The 232-nt window shown below is 69.4% G+C and carries 1 pseudogene; it reads left to right on the forward strand.

What is annotated here, in order from left to right:
* Nucleotides 1-232 (forward strand): annotated as a pseudogene (locus SB658_RS27870) (NAD-dependent dehydratase); the annotation flags it as partial.

A 232-nucleotide genomic window follows, 5' to 3' on the forward strand; every position in this document is an offset into this window, starting at 1 on the left:
TCATGCGATCGGGGAGAGCGTGAACCTGGTGAGCGGCGACGTCCTCACCTGGGACCAGATCCACACGGCGCTCGCCCGGGCCGCCGGGGTCCGCGATCCGCGGCTCGCGCACTTCTCCAGCGAATCGATCGGCCGGGAGATCCCCGGCTGGGCAGAGGTGCTCCAGGAGGACTTCCGGCACTCGATCCTCTTCGACACCACCAAGTTGCGGCGCCTCGTGCCCGGGTACCAC

Origin of the sequence: Bacillus sp. SIMBA_008, from assembly GCF_046535495.1 — a bacterium.
GTDB lineage: Bacteria > Bacillota > Bacilli > Bacillales > Bacillaceae > Bacillus > Bacillus subtilis.